Origin of the sequence: Salipiger thiooxidans, assembly GCF_900102075.1 — a bacterium.
GTDB lineage: Bacteria > Pseudomonadota > Alphaproteobacteria > Rhodobacterales > Rhodobacteraceae > Salipiger > Salipiger thiooxidans.
This window is the reverse complement of record NZ_FNAV01000017.1, coordinates 91,858-108,353: the sequence shown is the minus strand read 5'-3', so window position 1 is coordinate 108,353 and position 16,496 is coordinate 91,858. Positions and strand designations below refer to the sequence as shown.

General features: G+C 67.5%; 17 protein-coding genes. 12 read left to right on the top strand and 5 right to left on the bottom strand.

Annotated elements, in window-relative coordinates:
* Window position 1: 1 nt before the first annotated feature.
* Complete coding sequence (locus BLQ77_RS22340) at window positions 2-1,345, bottom strand: Na(+)-translocating NADH-quinone reductase subunit A (protein ID WP_089962970.1); 1,344 nt, start codon at window positions 1,343-1,345, stop codon at window positions 2-4.
* Between the two features lie 209 nt (window positions 1,346-1,554).
* Here BLQ77_RS22340 and BLQ77_RS22335 point away from each other — a divergent pair, with 209 nt between their 5' ends.
* Window positions 1,555-2,541: an FAD:protein FMN transferase gene (locus BLQ77_RS22335; protein WP_207545874.1), complete on the top strand. Its 987-nt coding sequence runs from the start codon at window positions 1,555-1,557 to the stop codon at window positions 2,539-2,541.
* A 23-nt stretch (window positions 2,542-2,564) separates the two neighbouring features.
* A complete protein-coding gene (nqrM, locus tag BLQ77_RS22330) occupies window positions 2,565-2,804 on the top strand; it encodes a (Na+)-NQR maturation NqrM (RefSeq protein WP_008884407.1) in 240 nt (79 codons plus the stop codon).
* A gap of 147 nt (window positions 2,805-2,951) precedes the next feature.
* Here nqrM and BLQ77_RS22325 read toward each other — a convergent pair whose 3' ends face one another.
* Entirely contained in the window at window positions 2,952-3,131 is a 180-nt protein-coding gene (locus tag BLQ77_RS22325; RefSeq protein ID WP_089962966.1) for a hypothetical protein, read from the bottom strand.
* Between the two features lie 95 nt (window positions 3,132-3,226).
* Here BLQ77_RS22325 and BLQ77_RS22320 point away from each other — a divergent pair, with 95 nt between their 5' ends.
* Window positions 3,227-3,748 (top strand): CBS domain-containing protein, encoded by a 522-nt coding sequence (locus tag BLQ77_RS22320; protein WP_089962964.1) that lies wholly within the window; start codon window positions 3,227-3,229, stop codon window positions 3,746-3,748.
* Window positions 3,749-3,814: 66 nt separating this feature from the next.
* Here the strand turns inward: BLQ77_RS22320 and BLQ77_RS22315 are convergent, their stop codons facing one another.
* Window positions 3,815-4,915: an ABC transporter ATP-binding protein gene (locus BLQ77_RS22315; RefSeq protein ID WP_089962962.1), complete on the bottom strand. Its 1,101-nt coding sequence runs from the start codon at window positions 4,913-4,915 to the stop codon at window positions 3,815-3,817.
* A gap of 529 nt (window positions 4,916-5,444) precedes the next feature.
* Between BLQ77_RS22315 and BLQ77_RS22310 the strand changes: the two genes are divergently transcribed.
* The 8 genes from BLQ77_RS22310 to BLQ77_RS22275 all read left to right on the top strand — a co-directional run bounded on the left by BLQ77_RS22310 (window position 5,445) and on the right by BLQ77_RS22275 (window position 13,330).
* The gene (locus tag BLQ77_RS22310; RefSeq protein ID WP_089962959.1) at window positions 5,445-6,512 is read left to right on the top strand and encodes an ABC transporter substrate-binding protein; all 1,068 of its coding nucleotides are present in this window, start codon (window positions 5,445-5,447) and stop codon (window positions 6,510-6,512) included.
* A 96-nt stretch (window positions 6,513-6,608) separates the two neighbouring features.
* The gene (locus BLQ77_RS22305) at window positions 6,609-7,982 is read left to right on the top strand and encodes an LLM class flavin-dependent oxidoreductase (RefSeq protein ID WP_089962957.1); all 1,374 of its coding nucleotides are present in this window, start codon (window positions 6,609-6,611) and stop codon (window positions 7,980-7,982) included.
* Window positions 7,975-9,735, top strand: coding sequence for an ABC transporter permease subunit (locus tag BLQ77_RS22300; protein WP_089962955.1), 1,761 nt, complete (start codon window positions 7,975-7,977; stop codon window positions 9,733-9,735). The genes BLQ77_RS22305 and BLQ77_RS22300 overlap by 8 nt, the downstream gene beginning before the upstream one ends.
* Before the next feature lie 7 nt (window positions 9,736-9,742).
* On the top strand, window positions 9,743-10,480 hold the full coding sequence (locus BLQ77_RS22295) for a class II aldolase/adducin family protein (RefSeq protein WP_089962953.1): 738 nt from the start codon (window positions 9,743-9,745) through the stop codon (window positions 10,478-10,480).
* 105 nt (window positions 10,481-10,585) lie between these two features.
* A complete protein-coding gene (locus tag BLQ77_RS22290) occupies window positions 10,586-11,110 on the top strand; it encodes a flavin reductase (RefSeq protein WP_050782285.1) in 525 nt (174 codons plus the stop codon).
* 4 nt (window positions 11,111-11,114) lie between these two features.
* On the top strand, window positions 11,115-11,348 hold the full coding sequence (locus BLQ77_RS22285) for a hypothetical protein (RefSeq protein WP_089962951.1): 234 nt from the start codon (window positions 11,115-11,117) through the stop codon (window positions 11,346-11,348).
* Window positions 11,349-11,586: 238 nt separating this feature from the next.
* The gene (locus BLQ77_RS22280; RefSeq protein WP_089962949.1) at window positions 11,587-12,888 is read left to right on the top strand and encodes a flavin-containing monooxygenase; all 1,302 of its coding nucleotides are present in this window, start codon (window positions 11,587-11,589) and stop codon (window positions 12,886-12,888) included.
* A 25-nt stretch (window positions 12,889-12,913) separates the two neighbouring features.
* Window positions 12,914-13,330, top strand: coding sequence for a RidA family protein (locus tag BLQ77_RS22275; protein WP_008884786.1), 417 nt, complete (start codon window positions 12,914-12,916; stop codon window positions 13,328-13,330).
* Window positions 13,331-13,466: 136 nt separating this feature from the next.
* On the opposite strand, the gene BLQ77_RS22270 is transcribed toward BLQ77_RS22275, so the two are convergent.
* Window positions 13,467-14,414, bottom strand: coding sequence for a LysR family transcriptional regulator (locus BLQ77_RS22270; RefSeq protein ID WP_008884752.1), 948 nt, complete (start codon window positions 14,412-14,414; stop codon window positions 13,467-13,469).
* Window positions 14,415-14,563: 149 nt separating this feature from the next.
* Window positions 14,564-15,184: a 50S ribosomal protein L25/general stress protein Ctc gene (locus tag BLQ77_RS22265; RefSeq protein WP_008885372.1), complete on the bottom strand. Its 621-nt coding sequence runs from the start codon at window positions 15,182-15,184 to the stop codon at window positions 14,564-14,566.
* Between the two features lie 161 nt (window positions 15,185-15,345).
* Between BLQ77_RS22265 and BLQ77_RS22260 the strand changes: the two genes are divergently transcribed.
* A complete protein-coding gene (locus BLQ77_RS22260) occupies window positions 15,346-16,488 on the top strand; it encodes an MFS transporter (protein WP_089962947.1) in 1,143 nt (380 codons plus the stop codon).
* Window positions 16,489-16,496: the final 8 nt, after the last annotated feature.

Genomic DNA, 16,496 nt, shown 5'->3' with positions numbered 1-16,496 from the left:
CTCAGCCCTCCTTTTCGATCTTGCTGAGGCTGTCGCGCAGGGCGAGGCCGTATTCGTACTTGGCCGGGCAGGCGAAGCCCACGAGGCCGAGGTCCTCTTCGTCCAGTTCCAGCGCGCCGAGCGCCTGCGCCTGGTCGGTGTCCATCACCAGCAGCGCCCGCAGCAGCTGCGTCGGCAGGTAGTCCTGCGGCATCAGCTCCTCGAAGGTGCCGAGCGGCACCATGGCGCGGCGGCCCCCGTTCAGGTTCGAGGTCAGCGGGTAAAGCTTGCGCGCGAAGGCCGAGCCGAGCACCGGCTGGATGGCGAATTTCGACGCCATCGGACGGATCCAGCCGAGCGGGATCTGCTCGTGGTCTTCCTTGATGAGCGTGATCTGGCGGGCGTAGCGGCCGAGGTAGCCGGTGGCGCCTTCGCCCATGCGGCCGCTCAGGATCGAGCCCGAGATCACCCGCACCGGCAACTTGGTCTGCAGGTCGTCATGGCAGAGATCCGCCATCGACGCGCCGGCGACCGTCCGCACGAGGCGCGGGCGGCGGCAGAGCGGACCGGTCAGGGCCACGATCCGCGACATGTCGAGCCGGCCGGTGTCGAGCAGGCGGCCGATGGCGATCACGTCGTTGTAGCCGATGGACCAGACCGTCTTGCTGGGCGAGGGCGGCTCGAGGAAGTGCATGTGCGTGCCGGCGAGACCCGCCGGGTGCGGCCCGGAAAAGCCGGCGACGAAGACGTCGGGGATGCCCGCGCCGGGGACCTCGGAACCGGCCTCCTGGCAGAGGTAGGTGTGGCCGTCGGTGAGGTGAGTGATCGCCTGAAGACCGTGATAGAAGGCCTTGGAATCCTGAGCGATAATCGCCGCAGCGTCACCGCAGAGCGGCTCGGTGTCCATGGCCGTCACGTAGATCGCGGCGGGCCGCGTCGCCGGGTCGGGCACCTTCGAATAGGGACGCGTCCGGAACGAGGTCCAGAGGCCGGCGAGGCAGAGGCGCTCGATAATTCCCTCGGCGGTGTGCGGATCGCCCACGCCCGAGAAGTCGATGGGCTCGGCGGCGGTCGGATCGACCTCGATCTCGACGCTGACGAGGACGCGGCGGGCGCCGCGGTTGATCGCCTTGATTCGTCCCGAGACCGGCGCGGTGACCTGCACCTGCGGCGTGTCCTTGTGGCTCAGGATCGGCGTGCCGGCGGCGACCACGTCGCCTTCCTGAACGGTGAGTCGGGGTTTCAGGCCGATGTAGTCATCGCCAAGGATGGCCACAGTCCGGACCGGGGGAGCATCTTCAATCCCGCCTTCGGGCGCACCCAGAACCGGGACATTCAGACCTTTTCGTAACGTAAATCGCTGCACGTCGTTTTCGTCCTGTCCATTTTTGGCCGTCTTATGTGACGCCGGGAGGCTTTTTGGAAGTTCTTCCGGGGATTTTTTTCAGTTTAATGTTGTATCGATCCGGAAACTCCCGCAGAAGCCCATCATCTCATCGTTGACCACGAAGCACCACTTCTGCGGAGATAAAAGTGCCAAACCCCATCCTCCTCTCTCGCCGTAGCCTCCTCGTAATGCCAATCGCGCTGGCCGCGTGCAAGAAGGGCTGGGATGTGCTCGAGCTTTCGGGGCTCACCATGGGCACCAGCTACTCGATCGTTGCCGTGGATCACTCGCGTTCGGTCGACAAGGCCGAGCTCGCCCGCGCCGTCGATGCCAGCCTGATCCGGGTGAACACCCAGATGTCGAACTGGGACGCCACGTCCGAGATCTCGCGTTTCAACGCCTCCACCGGGGCAGAGCCCTTCGCCGTCTCGCCCGAGCTGGCCGAGGTGATGCTCGCCGCGCAGGAAGTGAACACCGAGAGCGACGGCCGCTTCGACGTCACCGTCGGCCCGCTGATCGACCTCTGGGGCTTCGGCGCCCGCACCGGCTCGGACCTGCCGAGCGATGCACAGATCGCCGACGCGCTGGCCTGCTGTGGCCAGTCCCAGACGCTGCGCGTCTCTGACCGCAGCCTGCAGAAGACCCGCCCGGAGGCCGAGGTTTACCTGTCGGCCATCGGCAAGGGCTTCGGCGTCGACCAGGTCGCGCGCACCCTCGCGGACTTCGGCCTCACCGACTACATGGTCGAAATCGGCGGCGACCTCTACACCGCCGGCCGCAACCCCGACGGCCAACCCTGGCAGATCGGCATCGAGAGCCCCGAGGCCTTCGACCGCGGCGTGATGCAGGTCGTGGGCGTGTCGGGTCTCGGCATGGCGACCTCGGGCGACTACCGCAACTTCTTCGAGCGAGACGGCAAGCGCTACTCGCACATCATCGACGCCACGACCGGCCGTCCGGTGACGCACCACACCGCCTCGGTGACCGTGCTGACCGAGAACGCGATGATGGCCGACGCCTGGGCCACGGCCCTGCTGGCGGTGGGCACCAAGCGCGGCCTCGAGATCGCAAATGATCGTGAGATGGCGGTCCTCTTCGTTGATCGTTCCGGCGAGGCGGGGCAGATTGGCCACGTCACCGAGGCCAGCGAGCGTTTCAAGGCGCTGCAGGCCTGATCCACTTCTGACGGGAGCCTGCTTTGTCGACCTTTCTGCTTGCCTTCGGACTTCTGATGATCGTGATGCTGGGCATGGCGCTCGGCGTCATGTTCAGCGGGCGCACGATCAAGGGCAGCTGTGGCGGGCTGAACGCCATCGCCGACGCGGACCATTGCCTGGTCTGCAAGCAGGAGATCGACCCGAACAGCCCCCTGCGCGAGCGGCTCAAGTGCCCGCGTGCACGCAAGATGATCGAGGACATGGAGCGCGAGGCGAGCTGATCGCCTTCCATCCGGCCGGATTTCGGGGCGGGGCAGGGAACTGCCCCGCCTCTTTCTTTTGCGCAGAGGCTTCTTGAGTGGTGGCGTTTTGAGCGGTGGCTCTGGGGCAGTGGCGCCGCGAGGGATCTTCAGCGCAGGCCCGGCCCTTCAGCCCCGCATCGGCAGGAAGCCCAGCACCAGCAGCGCCACCGCCGCCACCAGCCCGAACACCCAGAGCTGCCAGCGCGGGCCCTCGGCCTTCCAGACGCTGCGGTAGCGGTATCCCGCGAGGCAGGCGACCACGAACAGAAGGGTGGCGGTGACGGGCGTGAGCGCAAGCTCGGGCACGGGCGAATTCCTCTCGGCAGGGCGCAATCTACAAAGCGCGTTTACAGATGCGCTGATTGCATTACCCTAGGGGAGAGACAAGGGAGGGTCACGTGATGCCAGCTTCTTACCAGCCGCACACCCGCGGCGACGACGACCACGAGAAGACGCACAGCCAGTCCATCGAGACGAACCTGTCCGCCGCCGAGGCGACGGTGGGGCATGTGATGGAGAAGAAAGGCCGTGACGTCCACACCATCGGCCCGGACGAGACCATCGGCCACGCGGTCGAGGTGCTCCGCGACAAGCGCATCGGGGCGATCCTCGTGACCGACGCCGCCGGGCACCTCGTCGGTATTCTCTCCGAGCGTGACATCGTGCGGCGGCTGGCGGATACGCCCGGCCGGACCCTGCCGCAAACTGTCGCCGAGCTGATGACCGCCGATCCGCAGACCTGCACGCTCGACGAGACGCTGGTGCGGGTGCTGCGCCGGATGACCGACGGGCGCTTCCGCCACCTGCCGGTGCTGGAAGACGGCGAGATTGCCGGGATGATCTCGATCGGGGACGTGGTGAACTACCGGCTCACCGCGCTTGAATACGAGGCGCTGAAGCTCAAGCAGCTGATCGTCGGCTGAATCTCTGAAACAGATGAACCGCAGTCCCGTCGATGCGGGACCGCGGTTTTTGCTTGTCTTGAGGGATCAGACCGCGCGGGTGAGGAACTGCGCGGCGTTGCGGTCCCAGCCAAGCCGGACCGGCGCGCCGATGCGCGGGGCAGGGCCGGCGCGGTGACGCAGGATCACTTCCTTGCCGCTGCCCGTGGTGACCAGCAGCCGGGTCTCGGCACCGGCGTAGATGGTGTCGGTCACGGTGCCGCCGATCGGGCCGTCCGTCGTCAGCTCCATGGTCTCGGGGCGCAGCACGAGATAGCCCTTGCTGCCCGATTCATGGGCATCGGGCAGGGGCAGGGTGCCGTCGGAACAGCTCAGACCCGCGTCCGAGACCTCGCCCTCGAAGATGTTCGAGATGCCGATGAAATCCGCGACGAAGGCGGACTTCGGCGATTCGTACATCTCGCGAGGGGTGCCGAGCTGCACGATCCGGCCGTCCCGCATCAGGCAGATGCGCTCGGACAGGGCCAGCGCCTCTTCCTGGTCGTGGGTGACGAAGATGATCGTGGTGTCGGTCTCGCGGTGGATGCGCTTGATCTCCATCTGCATCTGTTCGCGCAGCTTGCGGTCGAGCGCCGAGAGCGGCTCGTCCATCAGGATGATCGAGGGATCGTAGACGAGGCAGCGGGCCAGCGCGACACGCTGCTGCTGGCCGCCTGACAGCTCGTTGGGGAAGCGGTTGCCCGCATGGCCGAGACCCACGGTCTCGAGCGCGCGGCCGGTGCGCTGGGTGATCTCCCTGGGTGCCATGCCCCGCACCTTGAGCGGGTAGGCAATGTTCTCGGAGACGGTCAGGTGTGGAAACAGCGCGTAGTTCTGAAAGACCACGCCGATGCCGCGCTTCTCGGGCTGGGTCCAGGTGTGGTCCTTGCCGTCGATGAAAAGCTGGCCGCGCGACGGCTTGTTGAGCCCGCAGATGGTCTGCAGCAGCGTCGTCTTGCCCGAGCCCGACGGGCCGAGAAGGGTGAGGAACTCGCCTTCGTGCACGTCGAGATCGACCCGGTCGAGCGCCACCGTCTCGCCGTAGTAGCGCGACAGGCCGCGAGCCGACAGCTTCACCGCACGCTCGGGCGCGGAGGCAGGGGACCCGGTGACCGCGATGTCCGAATGAAAGTCTTTCTGCGGCTGCATATGCGGCATCTCCTGGTTTCCTCACGCGAAAGGGTCCCGATCTTGCGGAGGGGGACCCGGCTGGTGCTGTTCGCTTCTTCCGGTCGATCTAAGGCGCAAAGAACGCTTCGGTAAAATAGATAAATAGGAATTGCAGCTTAGTCCCCGCCTAATCCGGCTCTCGGGTCCGCATAGGTTTATCCTAATCAATGCTGCTGATTTTGATACTTTACGCCGCGGCGCGGCAATGGTTGTCATCGAGGCAAGGGTAACGCGCTTTCACATTCCCTGCCGCCATGACCGGCGTTCGTGCCGCCATGGGGCAGTTTCATCCCCCAGCCAGACCGGGCCGCTTTCCTGTTGCGGCCCGGGGTCAGCCCGCGGACGCATCTGCGCCCGCGATCGGTGCTGGCGTGCCGCCAGGGGATCCTCCGGAACATGGGCGCGCGCGGCCCGAGAAAGACCCCCGGGAACGTGCCGCAAGAGTGCGCCCTCAAGACCGGAACCACCGGACCCGACCTCTGACCAACCAGCATGGAGTGACCCCACGATGAGTCTCAGCAAGCCCACCCGCCGCGCCGTCCTGAAAGGCGGCGTCGCCACTGCCGCAGCGCTTGCCGCGCCTGCGCTGCTGTCCTCGGCCGCGCGCGCCCAGACCTCGCAGATCACCGTTTCCGACGTGGGCGGTGCCATCGCGCCCGCGCTGCGCAAGGCCTTCTATGACCCGTTCGAGGCCGAGACCGGCATCAAGGTCGTCTCGGTCGCGCAGGAACCGAACCCCGTCACCCAGATCAAGCTGCTCGTGGATACCGAGAGCTACATCTGGGACATCTCGATGACCACGCCGGACCACGTCAAGCAGCTGATGGCGGGCCCCGACTACACCACGCCGCTCGAGCTTGACGTCAACCTCGACGACTACGTGCCGGGCACCGTCATGCCGAACTGGCTTGGCTTCTCGGTGTTCTCGATCAACATGGCGCTGAACACCGCGCAGCTGCCGGGCGCCAAGCCGCAGAACTGGGCCGACTACTGGGACGTCGAGAACTTCCCGGGCCGTCGCGGTCTCTACCGGTCGCCGTGGGGCACGCTCGAGATGGCGCTGCTCGCCGATGGCGTGGCACCGGCGGACCTCTACCCGCTGGATGTGGACCGCGCCTTCGCCAAGCTCGACGAGATCCGCGAACATGTCGCGGTCTGGTGGACGGCCGGCGCCCAGAACACCCAGATCCTGCAGTCCGGTGAAGTCGACATGACCGACACCTGGTCGGCCCGCGCCTATGCCGCTCTGGAAGCCGGCGCACCGGTCGAGATGGTGTGGGACGGGCTCTACTCGGTCGACGGCTGGTCGATCCACAAGGGCACCCCGCGCATGGAAGCCGCGCAGGAATTCGTGCGCTTCTGCGCCCGCCCCGAGCAGCAGGCGATCTACTCGCAGAACGTCGCCAACGGCCCGTCGGCAAAGAAGGCCTACGACTTCATCCCGGCCGAGCGCGCAGCGGTGCTGCCGACGGCGCCGGAGAACGTCAAGGGGCTCTACCTGATGGACAGCGACTACTGGGGCGCCAACTACGACCCGCTCGCCGAGCGCTTCAACGAATGGCTGCTGATGGGGTGACCCATGACGGTCGGGTGCGGCGGTATCACGTCCGCCGTGCCCCCCCCCCACCGGTACGACGCCCGCTCCCGACACTTGCCCTGAGAGAAAAGACCCATGACCAAGAAACAGCTTGCCATCGGAACCCTGATCGAAGCCTACGGCCTGCATGCGGCCGCGTGGCTGACGGAAGAGGCAGAGCCGGGTGCTCCGAACGACATCGCCTATTTCAAGAACATCGCGCAGATCTGCGAGAAGGGCAAATTCGACTTCTACTTCATCGCCGACACGCCGGCCTGCCGCACCACTGATATCGAGACCTGGGCGCGCTCGCCCATGTACATGAACCAGCTCGAGCCGATCACCCTGCTGACCGCGCTCGCTGATGCCACCTCGAAGATCGGTCTTGCCGCCACCGCCTCGACCACCTTCTACGAACCCTACAACCTCGCGCGGCTCTACGCATCGCTCGACCACATCTCGAACGGCCGCGCCGGCTGGAACATCGTGACCTCGGCCAACGATTTCGCCGCCCGCAATTTCGGCGCCGACCGCCTGCCGCCGCACAACAAGCGCTACGCCAAGGCGCGCGAGTTCTATCAGGTCGTCACCGCGCTCTGGGATACGTGGGAAGATGACGCCTTCGTCTACGACAAGGAGTCCGGGCTGAACTTCGACCCCGCCAAGATGCACGTGCTCGACCACGAGGGCGAATTCTTCAAGGTCAACGGCGCCCTCAACATCGCCCGACCGCCGCAGGGCTACCCGGTGATCGTCGAGGCCGGAGCCTCGGAGACCGGCAAGGAATTCGCCGCCGAGACCGCCGAGGCCGTCTTCGGCGTCGCGACCGACATCGAGGAGGCCGTCGCCTTCTACAAGGACCTCAAGGGCCGGATGCCCAAGTTCGGCCGCAACCCCGACCACCTCAAGGTGCTGGCGGGTGCCACCATCGTCGTCGGCGACAACGCCGAGGAGGCCAAGGCGCGCTTCGATCACTGGCAGTCGCTGATCCACCCCGACGTCGGCCTTCTGCGCATCAAGCAGGACATCGAGACCGACCTCTCGGACCTGCCGCTCGACGAGCCGGTGCCGGTGGACCGCATCCCCGCCGAGTCGAACCACCACCGCGCCTATTTCGAGGAAATCGCCGGCATGATCCGCAAGGGGCTGACCCTGCGCCAGATCTGTCAGCAGTACACCCGCTCCAAGGTCACCATCTTCGGCTCGCCCGAAGAGATCGCCGACATGATGCAGGAATGGCTCGAGCGCGAGGCCTGCGACGGCTTCATGATCACCTTCCCGGTGATCCCCTCGACCCTGTCGGACTTCGTCGAGAAGGTCGTCCCGGTGCTGCAGGCCCGCGGTATCTTCCGCGAGGATTACACCGGCTCGACCCTGCGCGAGCACCTCGGCCTGCCGCGGCCCGAGAACCGCTACACGGCCGCCAGGGCCAAGGCGGCGGCTGACGAGAAAGCGGTGGCGAATGGCTGAGCTCAGCGCTTCTGCAGACCTCTCCGCGGCGCCGGTCCGGCGTGGCATCAACCCGGTGTGGCTTGCCGCACCGGGCGTCCTCTTCCTGATCGTCTTCATGGTCCTGCCGATGGGCCAGATCTTCAATCTCTCGGTGCATGAACCGGCGGGTGAGCTGACCTGGCGTTTCATGGAAAAGGCCATGTCGCCGGGGCTTTACGCCCGGGTGCTGGGCATGACGTTCTCGGTCAGCCTGCAGGTCACGCTCTGGTGCATCCTGCTGGGCTACCCGCTGGCGCTGTGGCTGGCGCGGATCGAGGGGCGCCGGCAGCGGCTCGCGGCCTTCTGCATCCTGCTGCCGTTCTGGACCTCGGCGCTGATCAAGAACTTCTCGTGGATGGTGCTTCTTGGCCGCACCGGCTTCATCGCCGGGCTCGCCGAGAAGATCGGCATCGCCCCCGACGCGCTGCTCTACAGCAACACCACCGTGGTCTTCGCCATGGCCCACACCATGCTGCCCTTGGCGGTGATCACAATGCTGCCCGCGCTGCAGCAGGTGGACGCACGGCTGATGCAGGCGAGCGCCACGCTCGGCGCCACCTCGGGGCAGGGGTTCTGGACGGTGATGCTGCCGCTTTCGATGCGCGGCATCTCGGCGGCGGGCCTGCTGACCTTCGTGGCCTCGCTCGGCTTCTTCATCACGCCCTCGCTGGTGGGCGGGCCGAAGCAGACCATGCTGGGCCAGCTCATCATCATGCAGATCAACCAGCTGCAGAACTGGCAGCAGGGCGCCGCGCTCGCGGTGGTGCTGCTGATCTCGGCTCTGGTCGCGGTCTTCGTCTTCGACCAGGTGTTCGGGATCTCCTCGGTTGCCGGGGGCAGCGGTGCCGCACCGCGCCGTCACGACCACCCGATCCGCCGCTTCGGCATCTGGCTGAGCGAAGGGCTGGGGCGGATCTCGCGCGCCATCGGCGGCCACATGTCCGAGCGCACGGGCCGGATCCTGCTCAGCACCTTCGCAGCGGTCACGGTCTTCGTGCTGCTGGTGCCGGTGGTGGCTTTCATCCCGATGGCCTTCGAGGACAGCCCCAACCTGTTCTTCCCGCCGCAGACACTGAGCATGCGCTGGTTCCACGAGCTCTTCGCCTCGCCGCTCTGGACCTCGGCCATCATCCGCTCGGTGGGCATCGGCCTCGCCACGGCGGCGCTGACGCTGGTCGTGGGCGGGCTTGCGGCGCTGGCGCTGGTCAAGGGCAAGAGCAAGGCGTCGACCGCCATCTTCCTGCTCTTCCTCGCGCCCATGGTGATCCCGCCCATCGCGCTTGCGGTGTCGCTGTTCTACCTCTTCGCCCAGATCGGGCTGGTGGCGACCAACCTCGGCATCATCATCGGCCATTGCGTCATCGCCGTACCGATTGTCTTCGTGATCCTGCTGACCACCTTCAAGGGCTACGACTGGCGGCTTAACGACGTGAGCCTCACGCTCGGCGCGTCGAAGCTGCAGACATGGCGCAAGGTTGCGCTGCCGCTGATGAAGGGGGGCCTCGTGGCCGGCTTCATCACCGGCTTCCTGCAGAGCTTCGAGGAGCTGACCGTCGCGCTCTTCGTGGGCGGAGGTCTCAAGACAACGCTGCCCCGCCAGATGTGGGACAGCATCAACCTGCAAGCGACGCCCGTGATCGCTGCCGCCTCGGTGATCGTGCTGCTGATCGTGCTGGTCTTCTTCGCCGCGATGGAACTGGCGCAGATCAAGCGCGGCGCCAAAAAAGGATGAGAGACACATGGATGCCATGACCAACGTCATCGACGAGACCCAGGCGCGGATCGACCTCGCCGCCGCCCTGCGCATGACCGCGCGGGCCGGGATGCACGAGGCCGTCGCCAACCACTACTCGGTCGCGCTGTCCGCCGACGGCTCGCGCTTCCTCATTAACCCCAAGTGGATGCACTGGAGCCGGGTCAGGGCCTCGGATCTCGTGCTCGTCGATCTCAATGAGGGCATCGATCCCGTGAACGTCGACCGCACCGCGATGGCCATCCACGGCCAGGTGCACAAGCTCTGCCCGGCGGCCCGCGTGGTGATGCACCTGCACCCGGTCACGACCACGGCGCTTGCCTCGATCAACCCGCCGGGGATGCCGCCCATCGACCAGAACTCGGCGCGGTACTTCAACCGTCTCGCGGTCGACCTGCAATACGGCGGCATGGCGAACTCGGACGAGGAGGGCGCGCGTCTCGCCGGCCTGCTCGGCAACAAGTCGCGCCTGCTGATGGGCAACCACGGGGTGATGATCACCGCCGAGACCGTGGGCGAGGCCTGGGACGACATCTACACCTTCGACCGTTCCGCCCAGATCGTCATCGCCGCCATGTCGACCGGCCGCCCGCTGCTCACGCTGAGCGATGAGGCCGCAGAGCAGACGGCAATCGACTGGGAGGGCATCAAGGACTTCTCGATCGCCCATTTCGAGGAGATGAAGCTTGTCCTCGACGCCGAGTGCCCCGACTATCGGGACTGAGGCGGCGCCCGAAGGGGGGCCACGCCTCTTTCGGGCACTATATCCGAGGGGGGCGGCGCCATGAGGCGCGCCCGAACGGATCAGGAAAGAAGACAGAAAGTGGCTATGGCAGACGCAGAGCTTCCCGCGAGCGACGAGCCCACGCGCGTGCACGTCTCGCGCGACGAATTTCGCAACGGCATGTCCCTCCTTGCAGGGGCAGTCAACATCGTGACGACGGACGGCCCGGCGGGCCGCGCCGGGATGACCGCCTCGGCGGTCTGCTCGGTCACCGACTCGCCGCCGACGCTTCTGGTCTGCGTGAACCGCAGCTCCTCGGCGGGGCCGGCATTCCTGCAGAACGACGCGATCTGCGTCAACACCGTGGGACCGTCGCATCAGGAGCTTGCGATGACCTTCGGCGGCAGGACCGGGATGGAGGATCGTTTCGCCGCGGCCGAGTGGACGACCGGCGCCTCGGGCGCCCCGATCCTCAGCGGTGCGGTGGTGTCCTTCGACTGCCGCGTCTCGAAACGCGCGGTGGTCGGCTCGCATGAGGTGATCTTCGCCGAGATCGTCGGCATCACCCACACAAGCGGACAGCCGGCGCTGGCCTATTTCGGGCGGCGCTTCCACGAACTCGGAGAGTGATGGCATGACACTGGCCACGGTTGACACCCGAGGGCCCGCGGCACGCCGCGCGGCTTGCGCCGGCCTCGCGCGGTCGCCGGTCGAGTGCGACGGCGGTGCCGAGGCGGCGGTGATCTGCCCCATGCTTGACGGACGCGGCGATCTCGCCGCGACCGACCACGCCATGCTCGTGGCCGCGCGCCAGGGGCTGCGCTGCGTCGATGCGGCGGAGCTGCTGCTCCGCGAGCCCGACGCCTGAGCCGCGGCACCGGACCGGACCGAAAACCGAAGATAAACGACCCGGCGGCGCGTCTCGTGGCGCGCCGTCCTGAGCGGTGTGCGCTTTTGACCGTGCGGGCAGGGACACGCATCGGAAAAGACGAAGCAGTGCTGCGAGAGATAATAATTTTCCGAATATCGCGCCGCCCCTATGACTGCGGACAGACTTGCCCGGGCCATGCCACGCGACGCCCGGGCCAACAGAAGAGGACGACAGAATGGCAGCAGAGAAAGTCGATACGCTCGTCGTGGGTGGGGGACAGGCCGGCATCGCGATGAGCGAGCATCTGGGACGGGCGGGCGTGTCGCACGTGGTGCTGGAACGCGCCCGCATCGCGGAGCGCTGGCGCACCGAGCGCTGGGATTCGCTGGTCGCCAACGGCCCCGCGTGGCATGACCGCTTCCCCGGGCTCGAGTTCCAGGACGCCGACCCCGACGCCTTCGTCGCCAAGGATGACGTGGCCGACTATTTCGTGAAATACGCCGAGATGATCGACGCCCCGGTGCGCTGCGGCGTCGAGGTGAAATCCGTGCGCCGCATCCCCGGAAGCCGCGCCTTCCACGTGGTCACCAGCGCGGGCGAGTTCGAGGCCAAGAACGTCGTGGCCGCGACCGGCCCCTTCCAGAAGCCGATCATCCCGCCGGTGATCCCCGCGGACTCCGGCCTGCTGCAGATCCACTCGAACTGCTACCGCAACCCCGAGCAGCTCCCCGAGGGTGGTGTGCTGGTGGTGGGCGCGGGCTCGTCCGGCGTGCAGATCGCAGACGAGCTGTCGCGCTCCGGCCGCAAGGTCTGGCTGTCGGTCGGCCCGCACGACCGTCCTCCGCGCAGCTATCGCGGCCGCGATTTTGTCTGGTGGCTGGGGGTGCTCGGCAAGTGGGACATCGCGCGCCAGGAGCCGGGCCGCGAGCACGTCACCATCGCCGTGAGCGGTGCGCGCGGCGGCGAGACCATCGACTTCCGCCGTCTGGCGCAGCAGGGCATCACGCTTCTCGGCCGCACAGAGAGCTTCGAGAACGGCACCGTGCGCTTCGCCGGTGACGTGGCCACGCAGGTCAACGCCGGCGACGCCAACTATCTGTCGCTGCTCGACGAGGCCGACGCCTATGTCGAACGCATGGGCCTCGACCTGCCCGAGGAGCCCGAGGCGCGCCAGATGGTCTCCGACCCCGAGTGCCTGCGCAACCCGGTCACCGCGCTCGACGCCGCGGCCGAGGGCGTGACGTCGGTGATCTGGGCCACGGGCTATGGCGTCGACTATGGTTGGCTCGAGGTCGACACCTTCGACGAGGGCGGCCGCCCGCGCCACCTGCGCGGCATCTCGGACGAGCCGGGGGTCTATTTCCTTGGGCTGCCCTGGCAGTCGCGCCGGGGCTCCAGCTTCATCTGGGGCGTGTGGCACGACGCCAAGCACATCGCCGACCACATCCTGACGCAGGCAAGCTACTTCGACTACAACGACGAAGCCTGCGCACGGGCCGGGGCCGAGGCGCCCGTCAAGGCCGTGGCGCAAGGCTGACCAGGACGCCATAAGGAGACCGAAAATGGCCCATACCCGCATCCGTCCGTTCAACACCAAGGACACCTATCCCGAGCAGAACCTGGACAACGACCTGGCGCAGGCCGTTGTCACCCAGGGCGGCCGCATCGTCTGGCTGCGCGGCCAGTGCCCGCAGAACCTCGACGACGCCAAGAACATCGAGAGCCACGACCCGGTGGAGCAGACCCACAAGGTCATGCAGAATATCCGCCAGCTCATCGAAGAGGCCGGCGGCTCGATGGAGCATCTCGTCAAGGTGGTGGTCTACATCACTGACGTGCGTCACCGTGAGGCGGTCTACCGCACCATGGGCGAGTACCTGAAGGGCGTGCACCCGGTCTCCACCGGCCTCGTGGTGCAGGCGCTGGCCCGGCCCGAGTGGCTGGTCGAGATCGACGGCACCGCGGTCATCCCCGACTGACCGTCCGGCTGTCCGGCTGTCCACGCCGGGTCAGCCAGAGGCAACGCCGGCGGTCCGGTGTAGCTGAAATCAGGCAGGGGGCGGCACGTGTCCGGCCCTTGCGAGACCCGCGCCCCGGCTGCCTCGGGCTCGCGTGTCAGCCGACGCGCTTCGGGTCCATGATCGGCGCTTCCATCCCGGGGATGTAGCTGTTCGAGATCAGCGTCGCGCAATGGTCCATGAAGGTCCCCACCAGCCGCGTGGGCGCCTGCCGGGCCACCCTGAGCAGCCCCAGCCGCATCGGCTTGTGATCCCCCGCGATCCGCACCTTCGCCACCGACCGCCCGTCGAGCGCCAGCCGCGATTTCGGCCGGATGTTGGCGATGGTGTAGCCGAAGCGGTTCGCCACCATGGTGCGGATGACGTCCTGCTGCTGCAGCCGCGCGCTGATCTTGGGCACCAGCCCCATGCGCGCGAAGAGCGCGAGGAAGTAATCCCGCGACTGCGGCAGGTCGAGCAGGATCATGTCGCGCTCGGCAAGCTCGCCCAGGGTCACCGCGGGCTCGCTCGCCAGCGGATCGGTCTCGGCCACCAGCGCATAGGGCGGCAGTTCGGCCAGCGGGATGAACTCGAACTCGTCCGGCAGGTGCAGGTCATAGCTGAGCGCGATGTCGAGCTCGGCACGCTCGAGCCCGTGCAGCAGCTGCTCGTGGTCCGAGACCTGCGGCAGCACCCGCACACCGGGGAAGTCCGTGGCGAAACTGTGGGTCACCTCGGGTAGCACCATCGGGGCGAAGGTGACGAGACAGCCCAGCGACAGCGTGCCCCGCACTGCCTCGGTCGCCTCGGAGGCGGTGTGGTAGAGCTTCTGCGCCTGGTCCATGAGCTGCTTGGCCTCGGCCAGCAACTCGCGCCCGGTGCGGGTCAGCGACAGTCCCTGCGCGTGGCGCCGCAGGAAGAGCTGCGCCCCGAGCTCGGCCTCGAGCTGCGAGATCGCGGTCGAGATCGACGGCTGCGAGATGTTGATCCGCTCGGCGGCAAGGGTGATCGACCCGGCCTCGGCGGTGGCGATGAAATATTCGATCTGGCGCAGCGTGTATCGCATGTGGCGTCCTTTGCCGGGACATGGGGTAGGGGGACCGGCACCGCAAGGGCGCCGCCCGGGGTCCTTGCCACGGAAACGCGCGCCCGGAAAGCGAAACGGCCCCGCCATCGCTGGCGGGGCCGTCCGAAACTCTGCCGTGGGGGCGGGGATTACTCCTCGTCGCCCTCCGCTTCGCCTTCGGCCGCGTCGTCGGCGCGCAGGCCGCGCGGAGCCGAGATGTTGGCGATGACGAAGTCACGGTCGACGGTCGGCTTCACGCCTTCGGGCAGGGTGACGTCCGAGATGTGGATCACGTCGCCGATCTGCTTGCCTTCCAGGTCCACGGTGATGTGGTCCGGAATGTCGCCGGCGAGCACGTTGAGCTCGACTTCCTGGCGCACGATGGTCAGCACGCCGCCGCGCTTGAGGCCCGGAGCCTTCTCCTCGTTGATGAAATCAACGTGGATGAAGAGGTTGATCCGGGTGGTGCGGCGCAGGCGCATCAGGTCGAAGTGGGTCGGAAGGTCCTTCACCACGTCGCGCTGAACATCGCGGCAGATGACGCGGACGTCATCGTGGCCTTCGACCTTGAGGTTGAAGAGCGTCTGCTTGAAGCGGCCGGCTTTCAGCTGATGCAGCATCTTGTTGAAGGGCATCTGGATCGCGAGCGGTTCTGCGTCGCCACCGAAGAGGATCCCCGGAACCATGCCGTCGCGACGAGCCTGCCGAGCGGCGCCCTTGCCCGTCCCCGACCGTTCCAGAGCTACGAGATCAGGAATCTCACCAGCCATGTTGTATTCTCCATATATAAGGGCAGGGTGCCTCCAAGGCTGTCACCCCGCGTTAAGAGCGCTCCGATAGACCGGTTTGCAACTTTTCTCAACCTCTTTTTGCGCCCCGCCCGCGCCCGCCGCCGCTGGACCTTCACCGCGCGCGGTGGCAGGCAGTGCGGATGAGGATCGGGCAGGACATATTGGCCAGCCGCGGGCCGGCGGCGGCCTTCGCGGCGATGGGGCTCTACTGGGGCGGATTCGCGGCGCTGGTGCCGGATCTGAAGTCGCAGGCGGGCCTCACGGACGAGGGCTTCGGACTGGCGATGCTGGTCTCGACCTGCGGCGCCGTGGCGGCGATGTGGGCAGCCCCCGTCGCCGACCGCCATCTCGGACGCGCGGCGATGCCGCTCCTCGGGCTGGCCACGGCGCTGGCCTTCCTGAGCCCGGGGCTCGCCACCGGATGGTGGGGCTTCGCGCTCGGCATGGCGCTGGCGGGGGCGGCGGTCGGCTGCCTCGACGTGGTGATGAACGCACGGCTCGCGGCGCTCGAGGTGACGCGGGGCCGGCCGCTGATGAACCTCAACCACGGGCTTTACTCCTTCGTCTACGCGGGCTCGGCGCTCGTCACCGGTGTCTCGCGCGAGGCGGGGGCTGCGCCGCTCGCGGTGTTCTCCGGGCTCGGCCTCGTCACGCTGGCGCTGGTGGTGGTCATGGCCACCTCGCCGCTGGTGCAGGACCACGCCGCCCGCGCCGCGAAGGCCGCGGTCTCCGCCTGGCCGCTGGTGCTGCCCGGCGGGCTCATCGTGATGATCGGCTTCCTGACCGAGCAGGCGGCCGAGGGCTGGTCGGCGCTGCATCTCGAACGCAACCTCGGCGCGGGCGCCGCCGCGGGCTCCATGGGCCCGGCACTGCTGGGCTTCACCATGGGGATGGGCAGGCTCTTCGGCCAGGCGCTGGCGCATCGCTTCCCGGAACCGGCGGTGATCCGCATCGGCGCAGGCGTCGCGGCGGTCGGAGCCCTCTTGGCGGGCTTTGCCCCCGCCGTCTGGGTCGCCTACGCGGGCTTCGCGGTGCTGGGGCTCGGCGCCTCGGTGATTGTGCCCATGGCCTTCGCCTTCGTCGCGGCCCGGGTGCCGGCGCCGCAGCGGGCGCGCGCCATCTCCCACCTCTCGGTGATCGGCTACGCAGGCTTCTTCCTCGGCCCGCCGCTCATGGGGTTTCTCTCGGGCCTCTTCGGCCTCGGCGCCGCCTTCGGCACCGTCGCCGTGATCCTCGCGCTGATCCCGGCCGCCCTCGTGGGCTGGATGCGGCGTGGCGCCTGATCCCGGGC